This is a genomic window from Reella acinonychis, assembly GCF_052828705.1.
Genome location: NZ_CM128256.1, coordinates 1,337,396 through 1,353,604, shown reverse-complemented (window position 1 = coordinate 1,353,604; position 16,209 = coordinate 1,337,396). Strand labels below are relative to the sequence as shown.

At 36.8% G+C, this 16,209-nt stretch carries 15 protein-coding genes; 6 read left to right on the top strand and 9 right to left on the bottom strand.

What is annotated here, in order from left to right; all coding sequences use genetic code 11:
- Positions 1-134: 134 nt before the first annotated feature.
- From ACUXZ4_RS06805 to ACUXZ4_RS06770, 8 genes are all read right to left on the bottom strand, one after another.
- Entirely contained in the window at positions 135-728 is a 594-nt protein-coding gene (locus ACUXZ4_RS06805; protein WP_464972462.1) for an NAD(P)H-dependent oxidoreductase, read from the bottom strand.
- Complete coding sequence (locus ACUXZ4_RS06800) at positions 725-1,186, bottom strand: NfeD family protein (protein WP_464972461.1); 462 nt, start codon at positions 1,184-1,186, stop codon at positions 725-727. The genes ACUXZ4_RS06805 and ACUXZ4_RS06800 overlap by 4 nt, the downstream gene beginning before the upstream one ends.
- A gap of 9 nt (positions 1,187-1,195) precedes the next feature.
- Positions 1,196-2,116 (bottom strand): SPFH domain-containing protein, encoded by a 921-nt coding sequence (locus ACUXZ4_RS06795; protein ID WP_464972460.1) that lies wholly within the window; start codon positions 2,114-2,116, stop codon positions 1,196-1,198.
- A 45-nt stretch (positions 2,117-2,161) separates the two neighbouring features.
- Positions 2,162-3,613, bottom strand: coding sequence for a molybdate ABC transporter ATP-binding protein ModF (gene modF, locus ACUXZ4_RS06790; protein WP_464972459.1), 1,452 nt, complete (start codon positions 3,611-3,613; stop codon positions 2,162-2,164).
- A 122-nt stretch (positions 3,614-3,735) separates the two neighbouring features.
- On the bottom strand, positions 3,736-4,590 hold the full coding sequence (locus ACUXZ4_RS06785) for an OmpA family protein (protein ID WP_464972458.1): 855 nt from the start codon (positions 4,588-4,590) through the stop codon (positions 3,736-3,738).
- 173 nt (positions 4,591-4,763) lie between these two features.
- A complete protein-coding gene (gene sohB, locus ACUXZ4_RS06780) occupies positions 4,764-5,822 on the bottom strand; it encodes a protease SohB (protein ID WP_464972457.1) in 1,059 nt (352 codons plus the stop codon).
- Positions 5,823-5,871: 49 nt separating this feature from the next.
- Positions 5,872-6,639 (bottom strand): ABC transporter permease, encoded by a 768-nt coding sequence (locus ACUXZ4_RS06775; RefSeq protein ID WP_464972456.1) that lies wholly within the window; start codon positions 6,637-6,639, stop codon positions 5,872-5,874.
- Positions 6,639-7,565, bottom strand: coding sequence for an ABC transporter ATP-binding protein (locus ACUXZ4_RS06770; RefSeq protein WP_464972455.1), 927 nt, complete (start codon positions 7,563-7,565; stop codon positions 6,639-6,641). The genes ACUXZ4_RS06775 and ACUXZ4_RS06770 overlap by 1 nt, the downstream gene beginning before the upstream one ends.
- A gap of 182 nt (positions 7,566-7,747) precedes the next feature.
- Here ACUXZ4_RS06770 and ACUXZ4_RS06765 point away from each other — a divergent pair, with 182 nt between their 5' ends.
- Genes ACUXZ4_RS06765 through trpCF form a run of 4 tightly spaced genes read left to right on the top strand, consistent with a single transcriptional unit; the run spans position 7,748 to position 12,361 of the window.
- Positions 7,748-9,289 carry an anthranilate synthase component 1 gene (locus tag ACUXZ4_RS06765; RefSeq protein WP_464972454.1) on the top strand — a complete coding sequence of 514 codons (1,542 nt, stop codon included), beginning with the start codon at positions 7,748-7,750 and terminating at the stop codon, positions 9,287-9,289.
- Between the two features lie 10 nt (positions 9,290-9,299).
- Complete coding sequence (locus tag ACUXZ4_RS06760) at positions 9,300-9,890, top strand: aminodeoxychorismate/anthranilate synthase component II (protein ID WP_464972453.1); 591 nt, start codon at positions 9,300-9,302, stop codon at positions 9,888-9,890.
- A gap of 36 nt (positions 9,891-9,926) precedes the next feature.
- Positions 9,927-10,928, top strand: a complete 1,002-nt coding sequence (gene trpD, locus ACUXZ4_RS06755; RefSeq protein WP_464972452.1) for an anthranilate phosphoribosyltransferase — start codon at positions 9,927-9,929, stop codon at positions 10,926-10,928.
- 20 nt (positions 10,929-10,948) lie between these two features.
- The gene (gene trpCF / locus ACUXZ4_RS06750) at positions 10,949-12,361 is read left to right on the top strand and encodes a bifunctional indole-3-glycerol-phosphate synthase TrpC/phosphoribosylanthranilate isomerase TrpF (RefSeq protein ID WP_464972451.1); all 1,413 of its coding nucleotides are present in this window, start codon (positions 10,949-10,951) and stop codon (positions 12,359-12,361) included.
- Between the two features lie 177 nt (positions 12,362-12,538).
- On the opposite strand, the gene modA is transcribed toward trpCF, so the two are convergent.
- Positions 12,539-13,300 (bottom strand): molybdate ABC transporter substrate-binding protein, encoded by a 762-nt coding sequence (modA, locus tag ACUXZ4_RS06745; protein ID WP_464974008.1) that lies wholly within the window; start codon positions 13,298-13,300, stop codon positions 12,539-12,541.
- 123 nt (positions 13,301-13,423) lie between these two features.
- Between modA and ACUXZ4_RS06740 the strand changes: the two genes are divergently transcribed.
- The gene (locus ACUXZ4_RS06740; protein WP_464974007.1) at positions 13,424-14,197 is read left to right on the top strand and encodes a TOBE domain-containing protein; all 774 of its coding nucleotides are present in this window, start codon (positions 13,424-13,426) and stop codon (positions 14,195-14,197) included.
- 95 nt (positions 14,198-14,292) lie between these two features.
- Positions 14,293-16,188, top strand: coding sequence for an FTR1 family iron permease (locus ACUXZ4_RS06735; protein WP_464972450.1), 1,896 nt, complete (start codon positions 14,293-14,295; stop codon positions 16,186-16,188).
- Positions 16,189-16,209: the final 21 nt, after the last annotated feature.

The window sequence follows — 16,209 nt, the reverse complement described above, 5'->3', positions numbered from 1 at the left end:
TCCTTGTAAAAAAATGGAAATTATTTATTACACAATGTAATAAATAAATTACAATACAATATAATAAATAGCAACCTATTTTTCTCATAAAAAACGCAATAACACTAATTTAGTATTATTGCGTCATATATTGATTAAAGTGCGGTAAGATTTTGTAACGTTTTATCACGAACAACTGTTATGATTTCTTTACGTTCTTGTTGGCTAATAATATGCAAATCACCAAATAACTGGTGTTCAATTTCTGTGATACCACAAAAATTAAACAACCCATTAACCAAGCAAACATCCAATGCCTGAGCAAAACCGTTATTTTGATATTCTTCTAAGCTACTGCCCATATTAATAAATTGCTGCATTTTTTTGCCTTGCAATAAACCAACAGAACCTGTTTCATCGGTTTGATAAGCAAATCCATGGGTGAGAACACGATCAAGATAGCCTTTTAAAATAGCCGGAAATCCCATCCACCAAAGAGGATAAACTAAGGTGATAAAATCCGACTCAAGAATAAGTTGTTGTTCGTAACGAATTTCTTCCGGTACGATACCCCGCGCTGCCCCTTGCATTTCCTCATAAGATAAAACAGGATTGAAATTTAATCGGTATAAATTTCTTACAATGGTTTCAACCCCTTGTTTTTCACTCACTTCAACGATATTGTCGACTAAGGCTTGCGTAAAACTTTCTTTGTTAGGCTGAGCTGAAATAATTAAATGCTTTTTCATAAATTCACCTTTTTAACAACTAAGGTAATGCCTTGAACAGATAAGACTTCAATAGTATTCCCTACTTGTAAATGTTCATCTCCAGCTTGCTGAATTCGCCAAGTAGTATCGCCAAAATGCCCTCGACCAATACCATTGCTAGCCATTTCTTGTACTGTTCCTTTCATTCCAATCATGGCATGATCTCGTTGATTCAGAACAGAATGTTTTTCATCTGCTTTATCTCGGTTATGTTGATATTTCCACCAAGCGATACTTAATACTGTTGCCAAAATCGCATAAAGTATTCCCAATGAGGTCAGAGATAAATCAGGAAAAAACTTCATTATACCTGCAACAATAATCGCTGCTAATCCCCACCAAAGTAAGAAAATACCCGGCATAACAATTTCAGCAATTAATAATAGAAAGCCTAAAATAAGCCAATGCCAAACTGTCCAAGTCACTAACCATGCCATAGTCATTCCTTATTTTTTATCGCCTTTTAATAATTCAGCAATACCCGCAACAGAACCGATTAGATTGCCTGCTTCTAATGGCATTAACACCACTTTGCTGTTTTCTGCACCACCAATTTCTTTTAATGCTTCAGTATATTTTTGCGCAATAAAATAGTTGATTGCTTTGGTATCCCCATTTGAAATCGCGTCTGAAACCATTTGTGTTGCTTTTGCTTCAGCTTCCGCCGCACGTTCACGCGCTTCTGCTTGTAAAATCGCTTCTTGTTTTTCCCCTTCCGCTTTCAAAATACGGGATTGTTTTTCCCCTTCTGCACGTAAAATCTGCGCTTGACGAATACCCTCAGCTTCTAAAATTTCCGCACGTTTATTACGCTCCGCTTTCATTTGCGCATTCATAGCTTCACTTAATTCACGAGGTGGACGCACATCACGAATTTCAATACGCGTAACTTTTACACCCCAAGGATTTGTAGCTTCATCCACGATTGCCAATAAACGACCATTAATGCTGTCCCGTTGCGATAACATTTCATCCAGTTCCATACTACCAAGTACTGTACGAATATTGGTCATTACCAAATTCACAATCGCCTGCTCTAAATGATTGACTTCATAAGCCGCACTGCGTGCATCAATCACTTGAACAAAACAAACAGCATCAATAGACACATTGGCATTGTCTTTAGAAATGACTTCTTGTGATGGAATATCTAATACTTGTTCCATCATATTAATTTTGCGTCCAACGCGATCAACAAAAGGCACCACAAAGTTTAAACCTGGTGTTAAGGTTCTTGTATAACGACCAAAACGTTCAATTGTCCAATGATAACCTTGTGGTACGGTTTTTAAGGTTGAGTATAAAATAACAGCAACTAAGATAATAAAAATCAAGGTTGCTGAAGGTAGTCCATCAAAAAATTCCATATTTTTTCCTTTTGAAGTAATAAATTTGTCTAAAACTATAGCATTTTACACCGCACTTTGCACATACTTATAACCCTGATTATCAGGGATAAATTCAAATAGGTGCGTAATGCAATTGGGTGCATCTTGCTCTTGATGGGAAACAAACAGCAATTGGGTCTCGCTATTATTAACCAATTGTTCAATAAAACATTTGACCAGTTGGCGATTTAATCCATCCAATCCTTGTAAAGGTTCATCTAAAATTAAAATTGGCGGATGCTTCACCATGGCTCTGGCGATTAGCAATAATCGTTGTTGACCCCAAGATAAAGAACGGAATGGCTTTTTCACTAAACTTGCCATATTTAAGCGCTGTAACCATTGCATTGCCCTTAGTCGCAACGCATCTGGCACTTGTTGATAAACACCAATGCTATCTAAAAATCCTGAAATAATCACATCTAAAGCCGAACAATTCACTCGATAATCCATGTGTAATTGGCTACTGATATAACCGATTTTCGATTTAATCTCCCAAATGGTTTCGCCACTACCTCGTTGTCGACCAAATAAACGTACATGATTACTATAAGCTTGCGGATGATCGCCTATTAAAATAGATAGCAGAGTTGATTTTCCTGCGCCATTAGGACCTTTGATCCACCAATGTTGTTTTGGTTGTACCGTCCAATTTAAATGATGCAAAATGATTTTATCGCCATATTGAATAACCACATCTTGTAGTTCAAAGTGCGGTGTATTTTGAGGAAGTTTTATTGGGGCGCCATGAGGTTCAGGCAAAGGCACATTTATAGCATCTTCCGCATATTGTAATTGTTGGAAAATACTCTGCTGCTCAACAAAGGCTTTTTCGCCTTGCAATACCAATTCACAATCATGTAAAACGGCAATAAACTCCACCGCAGTTGGAATATGGTTAAATCGATGAGTGATTAACACAATCGCCATGTGTTCGGCAAGTTCTGTTAATAGCTGTTGCCAATCGCGCACAGATTGTTGGTCCAATCCCTCAAAAGGTTCATCTAAAATTAATAAATCGGGATTAGACACGAGTGCTTGTGCCAATAGCACTTTGCGACTTTCTCCCGTTGATAATTTAATAAAAGCGCGATCTAATAAATGGGTAATATTTAATAATTCTGCATATTTCATGCATAAGGTAAGATCGTTTTCACCATTTAAGATGATTTGTTGCGCAGTTTTGCCCAGATAGTCGGGATCTAAAGTGTCATTGTTCAGTTCACGAAAAGTTTGCTCAACAATTTGTTGCTGATTTTCAAAGGAAATTGAACGAATACGATGGAATTGATTTTGATATTCACCACTATATAAAGGTAATTTTCCTTCAAGAGCTAACATCAATGCGGTTTTACCACTGCCATTTCCACCAATGACAAGCCAAATATTGCCTTCTTTGATTTTAAGTTCTGGGATCGTTAAATAGCGATGATGAGAAAGTAAAAATTGTCCCTGCCTAATGTTTAAAGCACACATGAAATATTCCTTTATTTATTAAAAATAAAAGAAATAATAACCTGAATTTGAAAAGAAAAACAACAGATAGCAAAAAGGCTAAACCGAAGTTTAGCCTTTTGAATATCAGAAAAAAATCAAAATTATTTTTGATAAAGTGGTGCTGGACCAGTTGAACCTGCCGCAGGACCTTGACCTTCGATACGTTGTTTTAATACAGTACCTGAAGCTTTGATCTCAACACGACGGTTTGGACGTAAGCAGTCTTTTAATTCTTTTCCATGTGGATATTCAGAACAAGCTTTAACTTGGTGAGCTTTACCTAAACCAACAGCTGTGAAGCTTGCTTGAACGCCTTGTTCAATTAAACGTGCTTTAACACGATTTGCACGACGTTGTGATAAATCTAAGTTATATGCAACTGAACCTAAACGGTCTGTGTGACCTTCGATTAATACATCTTTCGCACCAGAAGATTTTAATTGTGCTGCTACGTTGTCAACAACTTCTTTACCTTTTGGTGTTAATGTATCTTTGTCAAAGTCAAATAAGAAGTCACCGCTTAAGCTGAATGATGAGTTGCCATTACAACCATTTGGATACCAGAAGAAGCTTTGTGCGTTCATGTTTTTGTCAAATAATACTTTGTATTGACAGATTTTGTGAACACCGTTTTCACGATAGTTGAATGCGAAGTCCCATTCACGAACACCGTAAAGACCTTCTGCAAAATGTGGACGACCTAACAAGTTATAAAGTTGGTCTTTGTTCATGCCACGTTCAACCATACGAACGTTGTCCCAGTTTGGCCATGAACCAAATTGTGAACCATCGTGGTTAAATCTTGCTTCGTCGATTTTTGGCCATACTAAATTAGCAACTGCTTGTTCTGGAGTGTCACCTGCTGGTTGACCTTCATCAGTTATTTTACTTAAGTTGCCACAAGCTGCTAATGTAGATGCAGCCACTGCTGATAAGATAAGATGTGATAATTTCATTCCTATTACCTTGTTATTGATTAATAAAAGTAAGTACCCTAAAACCTTTATAGCATAGATTATGAAATAACCATTTGCTATAAAAATACATGGCGTATAGTAAGATCAAATCGCCCCAATGTAAACTAAAATTCTCCTCAAAACCCTATTTTTTACCAATATTTACCAATAATTTACAAAAGGGTACGATTATTTTGATGTAGCCAATTTAATAACAGATTATTTGTACTTGATTCTGCTTGTTTACCTAATTTTTGGATCAATGATTTCTTCTGTTTATATTGTAAACCAATCACTGATTTATCTTGCATTGCTTGTAAAATCACATCATCACTGGTCAGGATTTCATCGACTAATTGTAGTTCAAGTGCTTGTTTGCCAAACCAATGTTCGCCAGTAGCAATTTTCGTTATATCCAACTGCGGTCGATTTTCAGTCACAAATTGTTTGAATAATTCATGGGTTTGTTCTAATTCTTGTTGAAATTTTTGTTTACCTTTTTCCGTATTTTCACCTAATAAAGTGACGGTTCTTTTATATTCACCCGCAGTCATTACATCTACATCCACTTCATGTTTTTTCAATAAACGATGAATATTAGGTACCTGAGCCACCACGCCAACAGAACCCACAATAGCGAAAGGCGCTGATACAATTTTATCAGCCACACATGCCATCATATAACCACCACTTGCCGCAACTTTATCTACTGCAACAGTCAATTTAATCCCTTTTTGTTTTAAACGCGCAAGCTGAGATGCAGCTAAGCCATAACCATGGACAACACCGCCCGGACTTTCTAAACGCAGTAATACTTCATCTTGATTTGGATTTGCGACATTTAAAATCACATTAATTTCTTCTCGTAATGCTGTTGTTTCAGAGGCATGAATATCGCCTTTAAAGTCAATAACATACAAGATCGGCTTTTGCGTTTTTTCAATTTGTTCGCCTTTCTTTTTCGCTAATTTATCTGCTTTAGCCTTCGCTTTATCCGCTTTTTTCTGTGCTTTTTCTGCCTCTTTCAATTCATCTTCTGTTAAATGAAAATCACGCAGATGCTTTGTATTTTCTTCATATTCTTTACTTAAATCAGTAATTTGCAGTTCGCCTTGATGTTGATCTTTTTTCTTTAAGGCAATAATCATAAATGCAATACCGGCAATGACTAATAAAATAGTTAAAATTTCTAAAATAAAAATGCCATAACCAACAATAATGTCAGACCACATAGTTTCTCTTTCTCCTAAAAAATCATAAAAAATGCACCGCACTTTTTCATTAATGGCGTAATCCTACACCACGACTAATCAAATAATAAGCAAAACAATATAAGCATAGAATGAATAAGCCCAATACAACAAAGGTATAAACCAAAGGCACATCAGAAATGCCTAAAAAACCATAACGAAATCCATTAATCATATAAACAATGGGATTTAATTTGGACACTGCCTGCCAGAATTCCGGTAATAATTTAATGGAATAGAATACACCGCCCAAGTAAGTTAAGGGCGTTAACACAAAAGTCGGAATGATACTAATGTCGTCAAAAGAACGGGCATAAACCGCATTGATTAATCCACCTAAAGCAAAGGCTGCGGTTGTCAGCAATAATGTCAATCCGATGGCGAACCAAGAATAAATATCAAAGGAAACGAAGAATAAAGAAACTATGGTGACTAAAATACCTACACATAATCCCCTCGCCATGCCGCCAGCCATATATCCCAAAATAATAATATGTGGTGAAGTTGGTGAAATTAAAAGTTCTTCCACATTTTTGGCAAATTTTGTGCTGTAAAAAGATGAAGCAACATTGGCAAAGGAATTGGTCAATGAAGACATCATAATCAAACCTGGCACAATAAATTGCATATAACTAAATCCGCCCATTTCGCCAATACGGCTGCCAATAAGCTGACCAAAAATCACAAAATATAATGTCATCGTAATTACTGGTGGAACTAAGGTTTGTACCCAAATTCGCGTAAAGCGACGAATTTCTTTGTGTAAAATTGTATTGAAAGCAACCCAAGCAAGTGGCATTATTTCTCTCCTCCATTCGCTTGATTAAAAGACATATTGACGAATAATTCCTCTAAACGGTTGGCTTTATTACGCATACTTAACACCTGAATTCCCTGTCCACTCAATTGAGTAAATAAAGCATTTAAACCTTGCTGGCGTTTCACTTCCACTTCAATCGAATTATCATCTAATGGCGTGACATTGTAACCTTCGACTTTAGGTAATGAAGAAGATTTATCTAAATCCAACACAAAGGTTTCCGTTTCCAATTGCGCCAATAAATCTTTCATTGACATCGTCAATAACAATTTACCTTGTTGAATAATGCCGATATGGCGACATAACATTTCAGCTTCTTCTAAATAATGGGTAGTGAGAATAATAGTTGTGCCTTGTTGATTTAATTCACGCAAAAATAACCATAAACTGCGGCGGAGTTCAATATCCAGTCCAGCTGTTGGCTCATCTAAAATTAATAATTTTGGCTCATGCATTAAGGCTCTTGCGATCATTAAACGTCGCTTCATCCCACCAGATAATCGCATAGCTTGCTGATCGCGCTTTTGCCATAAATCTAACTTTTTCAACCAAATTTCCGCACGTTGTAATGCTTCTTTTCTAGCAATACCGTAATAACCTGCTTGATTGACTAAAATATCAATCACTTTTTCAAATTGGTTAAAATTAAATTCCTGTGGCACCAAACCAATTTGTTGTTTAACTTGGTTTAATTCCGTATCCAAATCATAATCAAAAACTTTCACTTGTCCGCTTGTTTTATTTACTAACGAACTGATAATACCAATGGTCGTTGATTTTCCCGCGCCATTATGTCCAAGCAACGCATAAAAATCGCCTTGATTAACCACAAGATCAATGCCTTGCAATGCTTGAACGCCATTTTTATAGCATTTAGTCAAACCAATTATTTCTAATGCAAACATAAAATTCTGATATTCCTCTATTTTGGCTCGCCATGATACAGATTTTTATGCCTGCAAGCAAAAAACAATCTTAAATTCCACAAAATAAATTGTTGCTTAATTCATCACTTAAACATTCCCACACTTGACAATATTTTATTGTACTAGTTTAATAGTTCTAAATTACAAATTTAGGACGTATTATGTTTCAACCTTATATCCAAGTTTCGCAACAAAAGATTTCATATCATGCAGATTTAGTTTCTGTTTTTCACACATTATGTGCTAACCAACCTCATAGTCTATTATTAGAAAGTGCTGAAATAACCAGCAAGAACAGTTTACAAAGTTTATTGTTAATTAATGCTGCGGTAAAAGTACGCTGTGTTGGTCAGCAAGTCACTTTCACTGCGTTAAGCGCAAATGGGCGCACCGTATTAAATCATTTAAGATTAGGCTTGCAAGGCATTGCGACGCATAAACAACTTAACGAAAATTGTTTACAAGCCACTTTTGCGGCATTAAATCCTCAGTTAGATGAAGATTCTCAATTACAAGCCACGTCTATTTTTGATGGTTTACGCCAACTAAATCAACTGTACTCTCACAGCCAAACGCCTATTTTTCTCGGTGGATTGTTTGCCTATGATTTAGTTGCCAACTTTATTCCAATGGAACAGATCACCTTAAAAGAAGACAATCTGGATTGCCCTGATTATGTTTTTTATTTGGCAGAGCAATTGTTACGTTTTGATCACCAAACACAACAAGCTACATTACAAACCTTCTGTTTTAATGCTAATGAAGCAGAAACATTGCAACAAAGTGCGGTGAAAATTCAGCAAGATTTACAACAATTAAATCCTTTACCTCAAGCACAACAATCCAGCTTAACTGATATTAATGTGAACTTTGATGATGATAAATTTAAGCAAATTATCACCGCACTTAAACAACATATTTATCGTGGTGATGTGTTTCAAATTGTGCCTTCAAGACGTTTTTCATTGGCTTGTCCAAATCCGTTAGCAGCCTATCAACAATTAAAACAAAGCAATCCAAGTCCTTATATGTTCTTTATGCAAGATCAAGATTTCACCCTATTTGGTGCATCGCCTGAAAGCGCGTTGAAGTATTCACAACATAATCGACAATTGGAAATTTATCCAATTGCAGGTTCTCGACCTAGGGGTTTTAACGCAGAAGGACAAATAGATCCTGAATTAGATGCTCGTCTTGAATTAGAACTGCGTTTAGATAAAAAAGAAGTCGCAGAACACATTATGTTGGTGGATTTAGCAAGAAATGATATTGCACGAGTCTGCGAAAGTGGTACACGCTATGTTAAGGACTTAATGCAAGTGGATCGCTACTCTCACATTATGCACTTAGTGTCCCGAGTAGTCGGAAAACTTCGTCCTGAATTAGACGCATTACACGCTTATCAAGCCTGTATGAATATGGGCACCTTAACTGGTGCACCAAAAATTAAAGCCATGCAACTGATTTATCAATTTGAACAACAAAAACGCCACAGCTACGGGGGTGCTGTGGGTTACTTATCTTCTGACGGTAATTTTGACACCTGTATCGTCATACGTTCTGCCTTTGTACAAGATGGTATTGCTTATGTACAAGCGGGTTGTGGTGAAGTCCTTGATTCCGATCCGCAAATGGAGGCGGATGAAACCCGACATAAAGCACAAGCTGTGCTGAACGCAATTGTTAAATCAAACCAAATGTAAGGAGAAGAATATGGCTAACATCGTTTTTTTAGATAACTTCGACTCCTTTACCTATAACTTAGTCGATCAATTTCGCACATTAGGTCATCAAGTGAAAATCTATCGTAATAATGTAGATTTAGATTTACTCGAACAAAAATGTTTAGAGAAAGAAACTATTTTGGCATTATCGCCAGGGCCAGGGACACCTGCAGAAGCGGGCAATATGTTGCCATTGATTGAACGCGTGAAAAGTGCGGTGCCAATTATTGGTATTTGTTTAGGACATCAAGCCATCATTGAAGCTTTTGGTGGAAAAGTGGTTTCAGCAGGCGAAATTTTGCATGGCAAAGTGTCACAAATTCAACATAACGAGCAAGCCATGTTTGCTGGTTTACCTAATCCAATGCCTGTTGCGCGTTACCATTCTTTAATGGGCAGTGAATTGCCTGAGGAATTGGTGGTAAATGCCCAATATCAAAACATCATTATGGCGGTACATCATCGTAGTTTACCCATTTGTAGTTTTCAATTTCACCCCGAAAGCACTTTAACTGTGCAAGGATCAACGTTATTAGCACAGTCTGTGAGTTGGCTTTTGCAACACAATAAAAGCAAATAAGAAAAAATAGCCACTCAACAAATAAGGAATGAAAAAATGGAACTTGAACAAATTCTTAATACATTATTTGAAAATAAAGCGCTCACAGAACAACAATCTTCAATTTTTTTCACCGCGGTTGTGAAAGGCGAAGTGGCGTCGGAACAACTTGCAGCTGCTTTAATCGCATTAAAAGTACGAGGCGAAACCATTGATGAAATTACGGGAGCGGTTACCGCACTTTTAACCATGGCTCAGCCCTTCCCCACGCCTGATTACCCAATTGCCGATATTGTAGGCACAGGTGGAGACGGTGCCAATACTATTAATATTTCCACTGCATCAGCTATTGTCGCTGCGAGTATGGGACTGAAAATAGCAAAGCATGGCAACCGTAGTGTTTCCAGTTTAACTGGTGCCAGCGATGTATTAACTCATTTAGGCGTGAATGTTGCAATGAGTACAGAAAATGCACGTCGTAGTTTAGATGAAAACGGTTTGGCCTTTATTTTTGCCCCTCAGTATCATACAGGCTTTAAACATGCAGCACCTGTACGCCAAGCCTTAAAAACCCGCACTATTTTTAATATTCTAGGGCCACTGATTAATCCTGCTTCACCTAAAAGACAATTATTGGGCGTATATAGTCCGCAATTATTAAAGCCCTATGTAGAAACTAGCGCCCGTTTAAAGCATGAGCACAGTATTATTGTGCATGGCAATGGCTTAGATGAAGTCGCCGTTCATGGCAACACACAGGTGGCAGAATTGCAACATGGTCAAATTAAATTCTATGATCTGTCACCAAAAGATTTTGGTTTCAAAACCCAAGCGTTATCTGAACTGCAAGGTGGTGAGCCACAAAAAAATGCAGAAATTATCACCGCACTTTTACAAGGCAATGGTAAAGAGACGCAAAATCAAGCTATAGCAATGAATACAGCGCTATTAATGAAACTCTTTGGTTATCAAAATATTAAACAAAATGCAGAGCAAGTATTAGCACATTTATCAACTGGCAAAGCCTTTGACACCTTACAACGCTTAACTATGTATTAATGGGTATGAATGGAATAAATATGAATACACAACCGACTATCTTACAAAAAATCATTAAGGATAAACTTGTTTGGTTAGAACATAAAAAGCAACAGGTTCCGTTACAACAATTTCAACAAAACATTACAAAATCTGACCGCAGTTTTTATCAAGCTTTACAGCAAGGTCGCCACAGTAAATCCGCATTTATTTTGGAATGTAAAAAAGCCTCGCCGTCCAAAGGATTGATACGTGCAGATTTTAATCTAACCGAGATTGCACAAGTTTATAAAAATTATGCCAATGTCATTTCTGTATTAACAGATGAGCAATATTTTCAAGGTGATTTTGCTTATATAAAACAAGTTCGTGACATTGTCACTCAACCGGTATTATGTAAAGATTTCATTATTGATGAATATCAGGTTTATTTAGCACGTTATCATCAAGCCGATGCGATTTTATTAATGCTTTCTGTGATTGATGATAAAACTTATCAAAATTTATCCGCACTTGCGCATCAATTAGGTATGGGCGTATTAACCGAAACCAGCAATGAAGCTGAATTTGAACGCGCATTAGCATTAGGGGCCAAAATGATTGGTGTAAATAATCGAGATTTACATGATTTAACTGTTGATCTTAATCGTGTTGTTCATTTAACAGAAAAATTTGCCCAACATATCCCCGATGATGTGAGAATTATTAGTGAATCTGGCATTTATACCAATCAGCAAGTTAAACAATTAAGCCAAGTAGCTCATGGCTTTTTAATTGGCAGCAGCCTGATGGGAAGTATCGATTTAAATAACGCAGTCAGAGCTATTATATTTGGCGAAAATAAAGTTTGTGGCTTAACCAGAACACAAGATGTGAAACTAGCCTATGATTGTGGCGCTTTATATGGCGGGCTCATTTTTGCCGATAAATCACCAAGGCAGCTTTCCTTACGTCAAGCACAAGAATTGGTGACCGCTGCCCCATTACGCTTTGTAGGCGTGTTCCAAAATCAACCCATTGATTTTATCGTTACAATTGCCAAGCAGCTCAATTTATTTGCGGTGCAATTACATGGTGAAGAAAATACGCAATTTATCACCGCACTTCGCCAACAATTACCAGAGCATATTCAAATTTGGAAAGCGATTTCAATTGATGTAAATCAGCAAAGTGCGGTGCAAATTTCCTCAATTTTAGCGATTGATCGCTACGTGTTAGACAGCAAAACGACTACTCAACAAGGAGGTACTGGGCTAAGTTTTGATTGGTCCTTAATTCCTAATGAACAAAAAGAAAAGATTTTGTTAGCAGGTGGAATTGGTCCACAAAATATTGAACTTGCTTTAGCACAAGGCTGTGTTGGGGTTGATCTCAATTCAGGCGTGGAAAGTCGTAAAGGAATTAAAGATAGTGAAAAACTCCGCCAAGTTTTCGAAAAGATAGGAGCCTATTAAAATAATAAAAAAAGTGCCTCATACTGAGGCACTACTCGGAAAGCAAAATATATCTGGCTATTTGTTATAGCACTTATTCTAAGTGCGGTAAGAATACATAATCACTTAGGCTATATCAAACACCAATATTTAATTTTGTGACATAGCTCACGCAAATTATTTTATTTTGCTTAAATTTTATTTAGCTAAGAAACCATATTGTACAAAAATGTCTTTTGCTTCTTTAGATTTTAAATAATCTAAGAAACCTTGTACTTCTGCATTTTTGTGATCTTTTACAATCGCCACAGGGTATTGCACTGGTGGATGAGAACCTTCAGGGAACATCGCAACCACTTTCACTTTTTGGCTCGCTTTCGCATCTGTACTATATACGATACCTAATGGACTTTCGCCTTGTTCAACTAAAGCTAAAGCAGCACGTACGTTATTCGCGCGAGCTAATTTATTCTCTACATTAGCCCATTGTCCTAAATTGGTTAACGCAGTTTTTGCATAAATACCCGCAGGTACATGATCAGGATCGCCCACTGCTAAATACGTATTATCTAAATGTTTTTGCCATTTATCTTTTGTTAAATCTACTTCTGACACTTTGCTGTCTTTTGGTGCAATCATCACCAAACGGTTATTAACTAATACTGCTTTACTGCCTTCATCAATAGCTTGTTTTTCAGAAAGGTAGTTCATCCATTTTAAATCAGCAGATAAGAAAATATCCGCAGGTGCACCTTGCTCAATTTGTTTTGCTAATACTGAAGATGAAGCAAATGAAAATTCAATTTCTTCTTTTGGTTTTTGTTTTTTATATTCATCAGCGACTTGCTGTAACGCATTTGTCATTGAAGCTGCAGCAAAAACAACCACTTTTGCCATTGCGCCTTGTGCCATAAATAAACTTGCCATTAAAATTAAGGCTGCCTTTTTGTGTTTACGAATCATACATTTCTCCTTGTTTGTATTTGTTTATTCGCTGTATGAATAATTATATAACAATCAATAAAATAAAAGCTACTGCAAAGTCAAGATTTCTTATAGAATATAAAAGGAAATAAGGAGCAAATAATGAGTACTGAAATTCTGCTAAGCATAAAATTGCAACAACAACTCTTTGTTGATCCAAAACGTATTCGATTATTAAAAGAAATTCAAAAATGTGGCTCAATTAACCAAGCGGCTAAACGAGCTAACGTCAGCTATAAAAGTGCATGGGATCATTTGGCTGCAATGAATGAAATTAGCCCTCGCCCTTTGTTAGAACGTAATATTGGCGGAAAAAATGGTGGCGGAACAGAACTCACCACATATGCCGAACGTTTATTACAACTCTACGAATTACTTGCACAAACGCAGCAAAAAGCCTTCCAAATTTTGCAAGACGAAGACATTCCGCTAAATAGTTTATTAACGGCTACAGCACGCTTTTCGTTGCAAAGTAGCGCAAGAAATCAATTTTTCGGCAAAGTGAAACAATGCATCATTCAACAACTTAATGCCCTTGTTGAAATTGAGCTGCCTGAATTAGACAAGCCAATTTATGCTGCAATTACCCAAAAAAGTGCGGAGCGTTTACAGTTAGTTTGGGGTAAAGAAGTGATGCTCATGGTTAAAGCCCCTTGGGTAAATATTTTGCTTCATCCAAGCGAAGAGCAAAATGTATTTAGTGCCCAAGTTCAATCTATTGTGGATAAAGGGAATAATCAGGAAATTTTGCTTTCCATTAATTCTCATCTTGAAGTCTGTGCCAATGCACATCAAGAACAACAATTAACAATTGGGCAACAAGTTTGGTTAAAAATTGACCCAGAACAAATTATCTTAGCGACGCTTTATTGATATTCATCACAAAAATCAAATTTTCAACTTGATTTCAATAAAAAATAACGCATAATTTATCTAGATGATAATTGATATTATTTAGATTACTAATTATGCGTTTTATTTTTCATATTTTGTGGATCAGTTTTCTTTTTATTAGCAACCTCGTCCATGCCTCTGACTTCCAAGCCTTATCCGAAGATATAAAAACACGTTTAGATAAAACCGCCCAACTCTACCAACAAAATCAAATTGATGATGCGCGCACTGAAGTGCAGATGGCGTATTTTGAAGTATTCGAAAACCTAGAAGGTCCAATTCGTATTAATTTTTCTGCCCAAAAGAGCTACCAAATGGAAGCTACTTTTGGTGAAATCCGCAAAATGATCGGTGAAGGAAAATCACAACAAGAAATTCAAGATAAAATTCAATGGCTGAAAAATGAACTCGATGCTGTGGTACCCTCTTTATCTGATGGTCATCAACTCAATGCAGAAGGTCAGCATAACACCTACGAAAATCAACAAATTTCTGCTTATTGGCAGCAAAGTTTTAAAATGTTAGATGATCTTTTAGCTGATGCCATTGCCGCTTATCAAGACAACCAACTCACAGATGCTAAAAAGCTCATTCAACAAGCGCAATATGACGGCTTTAAAAATTCTGAAATGGAAATGTCGATTCGCAATAATCGCGGTGCAGATATTGCGGCCAATATTAATCAACAATTCTATGATTTAATCAAGCTCAGCGATCAACCTGAGCAAATTACCGTTTTAGGCTATCAAATCACCCAATTGCTACAAACTATTGAAGAACAATTGCCAAATCTGCCAACCACACGAGATGAGCAAAATGCGCAAGCCAACGAAAGTGCGGTGCAAAATGAACAAGATTTGGATTGGCATAATATCAGCCAACAGGTAAATCAAGGTATTCAACAAGCTATTCAAGCTTACCAAACGGGCAATGGGAAAAAAGCTATGTTGATGGTGCAAGATACCTATTTTGATATTTTTGAAGCCAGTGGCATGGAAAATAAAGTGGGTTCGCGTGACGCGAATTTTAAAACCCAAATTGAAGGTTATTTCACGCGAATTGTAAGTCAAATCAAAGCCAATGCACCTGTGGATACGTTACAACAGCAAGCGCAAGGCTTAAGTGAGGATTTAGCCAAAGCGGTTACGATGTTACAAGGTGAAACTCAATCTGATTGGTCAATGTTCTTATACAGCTTGCTGATTATTCTGCGTGAAGGCTTAGAAGCACTATTAATTGTCGCAGCAATTGTCGCCTACTTAGTGAAAAATAATCATCAAGATAAATTACCAACTATTCGCAATTCGATTTACGTTGCCCTCGTTGCTAGCTTAATCACTGCGGTGATTTTCCAATTAATTTTTGAGAATTCAGGACAAAATCGTGAATTATTAGAAGGTATTACCATGGCAATTGCGGTGGTAATGCTGTTTATGATGAGTTATTGGCTACTGTCTAAAGTGGAAGCACAAAACTGGAAACGCTACCTTGAAGGCAAACTAGATATGGCATTAAGCACTGGTTCCCTAATTAGCTTATGGATCACCAGTTTCCTTGCTGTTTATCGCGAAGGGGCAGAAACCGTTCTGTTCTACTATGCGTTAGCAAGTGATGTACATACTTTCGCCGGTTATATTTATTTATTGGCGGGCTTTGTAGTCGGCGTGATTATCCTCGCTATTTGTTACGTTATTATGCGTTATAGCGTGGTCAGATTACCACTTAAACCTTTCTTTATGTTCACTGGCAGTTTCTTGTACTTAATGGCATTTATTTTTGCTGGCAAAAGTGTCCTTGAACTTATTGAAGGAAAATTATTTGAGCCAACCCTACTGAGCAATTTCCCTGAAATTAGCTTGTTAGGCATTTATCCTTATGTGGAAACCTTAATTCCACAAGGCATACTGATTATTGCTGCTATCTTTGCTTTCTTTTATATGCGTAGAGAAAGAAAGTTAGCAGAAATATAAAATACCCAAACGAAACTTACT

Bases quoted from the DNA above. Each gene is read 5' to 3' on its own strand.
- ACUXZ4_RS06795 (WP_464972460.1), bottom strand. From the start codon at position 2,116: ATGGAATTTTTTGATGGACTACCTTCAGCAACCTTGATTTTTATTATC.
- modF (WP_464972459.1), bottom strand. From the start codon at position 3,613: ATGTGTGCTTTAAACATTAGGCAGGGACAATTTTTACTTTCTCATCAT.
- ACUXZ4_RS06765 (WP_464972454.1), top strand. From the start codon at position 7,748: ATGTTTCAACCTTATATCCAAGTTTCGCAACAAAAGATTTCATATCAT.
- ACUXZ4_RS06760 (WP_464972453.1), top strand. From the start codon at position 9,300: ATGGCTAACATCGTTTTTTTAGATAACTTCGACTCCTTTACCTATAAC.
- ACUXZ4_RS06800 (WP_464972461.1), bottom strand. From the start codon at position 1,186: ATGGCATGGTTAGTGACTTGGACAGTTTGGCATTGGCTTATTTTAGGC.
- ACUXZ4_RS06770 (WP_464972455.1), bottom strand. From the start codon at position 7,565: ATGTTTGCATTAGAAATAATTGGTTTGACTAAATGCTATAAAAATGGC.
- trpCF (WP_464972451.1), top strand. From the start codon at position 10,949: ATGAATACACAACCGACTATCTTACAAAAAATCATTAAGGATAAACTT.
- ACUXZ4_RS06785 (WP_464972458.1), bottom strand. From the start codon at position 4,590: ATGAAATTATCACATCTTATCTTATCAGCAGTGGCTGCATCTACATTA.
- sohB (WP_464972457.1), bottom strand. From the start codon at position 5,822: ATGTGGTCTGACATTATTGTTGGTTATGGCATTTTTATTTTAGAAATT.
- trpD (WP_464972452.1), top strand. From the start codon at position 9,927: ATGGAACTTGAACAAATTCTTAATACATTATTTGAAAATAAAGCGCTC.
- ACUXZ4_RS06735 (WP_464972450.1), top strand. From the start codon at position 14,293: ATGCGTTTTATTTTTCATATTTTGTGGATCAGTTTTCTTTTTATTAGC.
- ACUXZ4_RS06775 (WP_464972456.1), bottom strand. From the start codon at position 6,639: ATGCCACTTGCTTGGGTTGCTTTCAATACAATTTTACACAAAGAAATT.
- ACUXZ4_RS06805 (WP_464972462.1), bottom strand. From the start codon at position 728: ATGAAAAAGCATTTAATTATTTCAGCTCAGCCTAACAAAGAAAGTTTT.